General features: G+C 60.9%; 1 protein-coding gene. It reads left to right on the top strand.

The window, feature by feature from the left end; genetic code table 11:
* The coding region (locus SB719_RS22665; RefSeq protein WP_412160111.1) for a hypothetical protein at positions 1–235 on the top strand (235 nt) is incomplete at both ends.

Below are 235 nucleotides of genomic sequence, written 5' to 3'. Positions count from 1 at the left end.
CTATATGGTGCCGATCGCGCTTTACCTGAAAAAGGCAACCGCCCTCACGCACACCATCGGTTCGGCTGTTTCCCTGGTGATCGCCGTGGCGGGCCTGATTTTCGGCCTCTCCACGATCAGCCGGCGCATGCGCGCACGCAACAATGTCGAGCGGATCGTTCTCTGGGGCCTGATTGCAGCCTCCGGCATCGCCATCCTGACGACCATCGGCATCATCTGCTCGATGCTGTTCCAG

The sequence above is a fragment of the Pantoea sp. SIMBA_079 genome, from assembly GCF_046940275.1.
GTDB lineage: Bacteria > Pseudomonadota > Gammaproteobacteria > Enterobacterales > Enterobacteriaceae > Pantoea > Pantoea borealis.
Note: the sequence above shows the minus strand (reverse complement) of the source record. Positions and strands in the feature narration are given on the sequence as shown.